This window comes from Micromonospora sp. DT201 (assembly GCF_049841575.1).
Classification (GTDB): domain Bacteria; phylum Actinomycetota; class Actinomycetes; order Mycobacteriales; family Micromonosporaceae; genus Micromonospora.
In genome coordinates, this window is record NZ_JBNCKP010000050.1 from 1 (window position 1) to 5,137 (window position 5,137).

Consider the following 5,137-nt stretch of genomic DNA (forward strand, 5'->3'; position numbering starts at 1 on the left):
CCGTGCGGTGGTATCCGCCGAACCCACCAGCGCACGACGACCTACCCACCTACCCCTTCCAAACCCAGCGTTTCTGGCTCAACCCTGCACCGGCCACGCCAACTACCGGCGGCATTCATCCGCTGCTGGACACCGCGACCACACTCGCCAACGGCAACGGACACCTCTTCACCGGACGACTATCCCTACACACCCACCCCTGGCTCGCCGACCACGCGGTACAGCAAACCGTGATCTTCCCCGGCACCGGCTTCCTCGAACTCGCCACCCACGCCGCCACCCACCTCCACCTCGACGGCATCGACGAACTCACCCTGCACACCCCACTCGCCCTGACTCCCACTACCACCACCGACATCCAACTCGCCGTCAACACCCCCGACGAAAACGGACACCACCCCTTCACCATCCACTCCCACACCAACGGAAACTGGACCCAACACGCCACCGGCGTCCTCGCGGCTCGGCTTCCGGAACCTGACTTCGCGTTCGACGAGTGGCCGCCGCCCGGCGCTGTCCGCGTCGACACCACCGGGTTGTACGAGAGTTTCGCGGTGAACGGCGTCGAGTACGGCATCGCGTTCCGGTGCCTCGGCGACGTGTGGCGCATCGGTGATGACCTCTACGCTGAGGTGCGACTCGGACCGGACCAGCAGTCGACGGCCGGCCGCTACGCCGTACATCCGGCCCTGCTCGACGCCGCCCTGCACGCCCTCGCGCTCGGCGACCTGCTCGACGACCGTGGCGCCGGTCATCTGCCGTTCTCCTGGCGCGGCGCGACGGTCCGTGCCCGCGGTGCCACGGCACTGCGGGTGCGGTGGTCGCGCAGCGAGGCCGGCGGCGTGCGCCTCGCGGTGGCCGATTCCGGCGGTACGCCGGTGGCCGAGGTCGCCTCGCTGATCACCCGTCGGCTGTCCTCCGACGACATCCCGGCCGCCGGAAGCACCCATCCGGACACGCTGTTCGAGGTGAGCTGGGCGCCGATCACCACACCCGCCGACCCGGAGCCCATTGCCGATGCCGTGTTCACCGTGCCCGCCGGAGACGACGAGCGGGCCGCCGTGCACCGTACGCTCGAAGCTCTACGGGACGGCACGACCGGGCGGCGGCTGATCGTGGTCACCCGTCGCGCCATGCAGGTGCAGGCGGGCGACCCGGCACCCGCTCTCGGCTCGGCATCGGTGTGGGGCCTGGTGCGCTCCGCGCAGTTGGAGCATCCCGGCCGGTTCGTACTTGTGGACCTCGACGACGACCCGGTGTCCGAGGCGGCACTCGCCGCGGCCGTGGCCACCGGCGAGTCGCAGCTGGTGATCCGGGGCGGCGACCTGCACGTGCCGCGCCTCGTTCGGCAACCCACACCCGAGCTGATACCGCCGGCCGGCGAAACCGCCTGGTTGCTGGACGTCGCCGAGACCGGCACCCTCGCCGGTCTCACCCTGCGATCCTGCCCCGAGGCGACCGCTCCGCTGGGCGAGGGTGAGGTCCGCGTCGCCGTCCGTGCGGCCGGTCTCAACTTCCGCGACGTGCTCATCACTCTGGGCATGTACCCCGACCCGGAGGCGCGGATGGGCGGCGAGGGCGCGGGTGTGGTCACCGAGATCGGGCCCGGTGTCACCGGCCTCGCACCCGGCGACCGGGTGATGGGCATCCTCGACGGCTCGTTCGGCCCTACCGCGATCGGCGACCACCGCACGCTGGTACGGATCCCGGCCGGCTGGACCTTCGCCGAGGCCGCATCGGTGCCGGTGGTGTTCCTCACCGCCTATTACGCGCTCGCCGACCTGGCCCGGATCCGGCCCGGAGAGAAAGTGCTCGTGCACGCCGCGGCCGGCGGTGTCGGCATGGCCGCCGTGCAGCTCGCGCGGCACTGGGGTGCCGACGTGTACGCCACCTCCAGCCCTGGCAAATGGGCGACGTTACGCGAGTCAGGGCTGGACGACGCGCACATCGCCTCCTCACGCACCACCGACTTCGCGGCGCAGTTCCTCGACCACACCGGAGGCCGGGGCGTCGACGTGGTCGTCGACAGCCTGGCGCGGGAGTTCGTCGACGCGTCACTGCGGCTGTTGCCGCGAGGCGGCCGGTTCGTGGAGATGGGCAAAGCCGACATCCGGGATCCTGACCACGTCGCAGAGACGTTCCCGGGCGTCGCCTACCGCGCGTTCGACCTGCACGAGGCTGGACCGCAGCGGCTCGGCGAAATTCTGGGTGAGCTGCTGCGCCTCTTCGACGACGGCGTGCTGCATCCGCTGCCGGTCACCGCGTGGGACGTTCGTCGCGCCGCAGAAGCGTTCCGGCACCTCAGCCAGGCCCGCCACGTCGGCAAGGTGGTGCTCACCATGCCGCCCGTGCTCGATACGGACGCGGCGGTACTGATCACCGGCGGCACGGGGGCCCTCGGCGGGTTGGTGGCACGGCATCTGGTCGCCGCTCACGGCGTACGAAATCTGGTTCTTGCCGCACGACGCACGGACTCCGCGGCGGCGCGCGGCCTGGTCGCTGATCTGGCCGCGTCGGGTGCCCGGGTGCTTGTCGAAGCGTGTGACTTCTCCGACTACGCCCAGACAGCACGTCTGCTGGAACGTGTGGGCCCGCTGACCGCCGTCGTGCACACGGCAGGGGTCATCGACGACGGGGTGCTCGAGTCCATGACTCCGGAACGTGTCGAACACGTGCTGCGCTCCAAGGCCGACGCCGCCCGCCACCTGCACCAGCTGACCCGGCACCTGGACCTGGCCGCGTTCGTGCTCTACTCCTCGGCCGCGGCGACCTTCGGCAGTGCCGGGCAGGCCAACTACGCCGCCGCCAACGCTTACCTCGACGCCCTCGCCACGCAGCGCCGGGCGCGAGGACTGCCAGCCACGTCGATCGCCTGGGGGCTCTGGCGGCAAGACGGCGGCATGACCGGTCACCTCTCCACGGCCGACATCACCCGCATGGCACGCTCCGGTGTCGCGCCGCTCGCCGCCGAGCAAGGTCTCGCCCTGTTCGACAGCGCGTGGACCGGTAACCGCGCCACCGTCGTAGCGGTCCGCCTCGACACCACCGCTCTGGCCCAGAGCGAGCCAGACGCGGTACCGGTGCTGCTGCGCGGACTGGTCCGCGGCCCGATCCGCCGCGCCCGCAGCGAGGCCACCCGGCCCCAGGAGAGTCTCGCGGCCCTGCCGGGGCCGGATCGCGCCCGTCGTCTCTTGGACCTGGTCCGGGAACAGATCGCCGTCGTGCTCGGCTATCCCGACGCCACGCTGATCGAGCCTGCGCAGAACTTCGCCGAACTCGGCCTCGACTCGCTCACCGCTGTCGAGCTGCGCAACCGGCTCGGCACCGTGACCGGGCTGCGGCTGCCACCCACCCTGGTCTTCGACTATCCGACCGCAGCCGCGCTCGCCGGCCACCTGGACAGCTCGCTTCCGCAGCAGTCCACTGGCGGCGGTCCGCTGCAGGAGCTGGAACAGCTGGAATCCCTGCTGGCCGACGTCGATCCCAGCGACGCGGTCCGTAGCCAGGTCACCTCACGGCTTCGGGTCCTGCTCGGCCGGTGGAGCACCGGGCCGCATCTGGACGGTGACCTCGAGAGTGAGGTCGCCGTCGCCACCGACGAGGAGCTCTTCGAATTGCTCGACAACGAGCTGGGCAGCTGAGCCGTGCCGGCCACGAGGGGACAGGGCGAGATGTCGAACGAGGATAGGCTCCGCGACTACCTCAAGCGCGCCACCGCTGATCTGCGCCAGGCCCGTCGCCGAATCAGCGAGCTGGAGACCACCGAGCCGATCGCCATTGTGGGTATGGCGTGCCGGTTTCCGGGTGGTGTGAGCTCGCCGGAGGGTTTGTGGCGGCTGGTGGTGGATGGCGTTGACGCTGTCGCTGGGTTTCCTGCTGATCGGGGTTGGGATCTGGGTGGGCTTTTTGATCCGGAGATGGGGCGTCCGGGTACCAGTTATGTGCGTGAAGGTGGGTTTCTGTACGACGCGGCGGAGTTCGATGCGGAGTTCTTTGGGATTTCACCGCGGGAGGCGTTGGCGATGGATCCGCAGCAGCGGTTGTTGTTGCAGACGTCGTGGGAGGCGTTCGAGCGGGCCGGAATCGACCCGGCCACCGTACGAGGCAGCCGCACCGGAGTCTTCGCCGGTCTGATCTACCACGACTACGCGACCCGGCTCGCCGCCCTCCCCGCCGAGGTCGAGGGCTACGTCGACACGGGCAGCGCGGGCAGCGTCGCCACCGGCCGCATCGCCTATGTGTTTGGTCTTGAGGGTCCTGCGGTGACGGTGGATACGGCGTGTTCGTCGTCGTTGGTGGCGTTGCATCTGGCCAGTCAGTCGTTGCGGTCGGGTGAGTGTTCGTTGGCGTTGGCTGGTGGTGTGACGGTGATGTCGACGCCGGGTGCGTTTGTGGAGTTCTCTCGGCAGCGGGGGTTGGCGGCGGATGGCCGGTGTAAGCCGTTCGCGGCGGCGGCGGATGGCACCGGCTGGTCCGAGGGCGTCGGGATGTTGGTGTTGGAGCGACTGTCCGACGCCCAGCGTCATGGTCATCGGGTGTTGGCGGTGGTCCGTGGGTCGGCGGTCAATCAGGACGGGGCCAGCAACGGCCTGACCGCACCGAATGGGCCAGCGCAGCAGCGGGTGATCCGTGAAGCTCTCGCGGCTGCCGGCGTCTCGCCGGCCGACGTGGACGTCGTGGAGGCACACGGCACGGGCACCAGGCTCGGTGATCCGATTGAGGCGCAGGCGTTGCTCGCCACGTATGGCAAGGACCGGGCGGGTGAGCCGCTGCGGTTGGGATCTCTCAAATCCAACATCGGTCATACGCAGGCGGCGGCGGGTGTTGCGGGTGTGATCAAGATGGTGATGGCGATGCGGCATGGGGTGTTGCCGCGGACGTTGCATGTGGATGAGCCGTCGCCGCACGTGGATTGGTCAGCCGGTGGGCTGTCTCTGCTGACCGGTAACACCGTGTGGCCGGAGAGTGGTCGTGCGCGTCGTGCGGGTGTGTCGTCGTTCGGGGTGAGTGGCACGAATGCGCACGTGATCCTGGAACAGGCCCCCGCCGTGGAGCCGGCTGTGAATCCGGTCGTGGATTCGGCCTCGGTGGTGGGGCCGTTGGTGGTGTCGGCGCGGAGTGAGGGTGCGTTGCGGCG

Annotated in this window: 2 protein-coding genes; both read left to right on the plus strand. The window is 69.8% G+C overall.

The window, feature by feature from the left end; genetic code table 11:
* Positions 1-3,641: SDR family NAD(P)-dependent oxidoreductase (locus ACLQ28_RS34280; protein ID WP_425690405.1), on the plus strand; the 3,641-nt coding region annotated here is incomplete at its 5' end.
* Positions 3,642-3,644: 3 nt separating this feature from the next.
* Positions 3,645-5,137: type I polyketide synthase (locus ACLQ28_RS34285; RefSeq protein ID WP_425690406.1), on the plus strand; the 1,493-nt coding region annotated here is incomplete at its 3' end.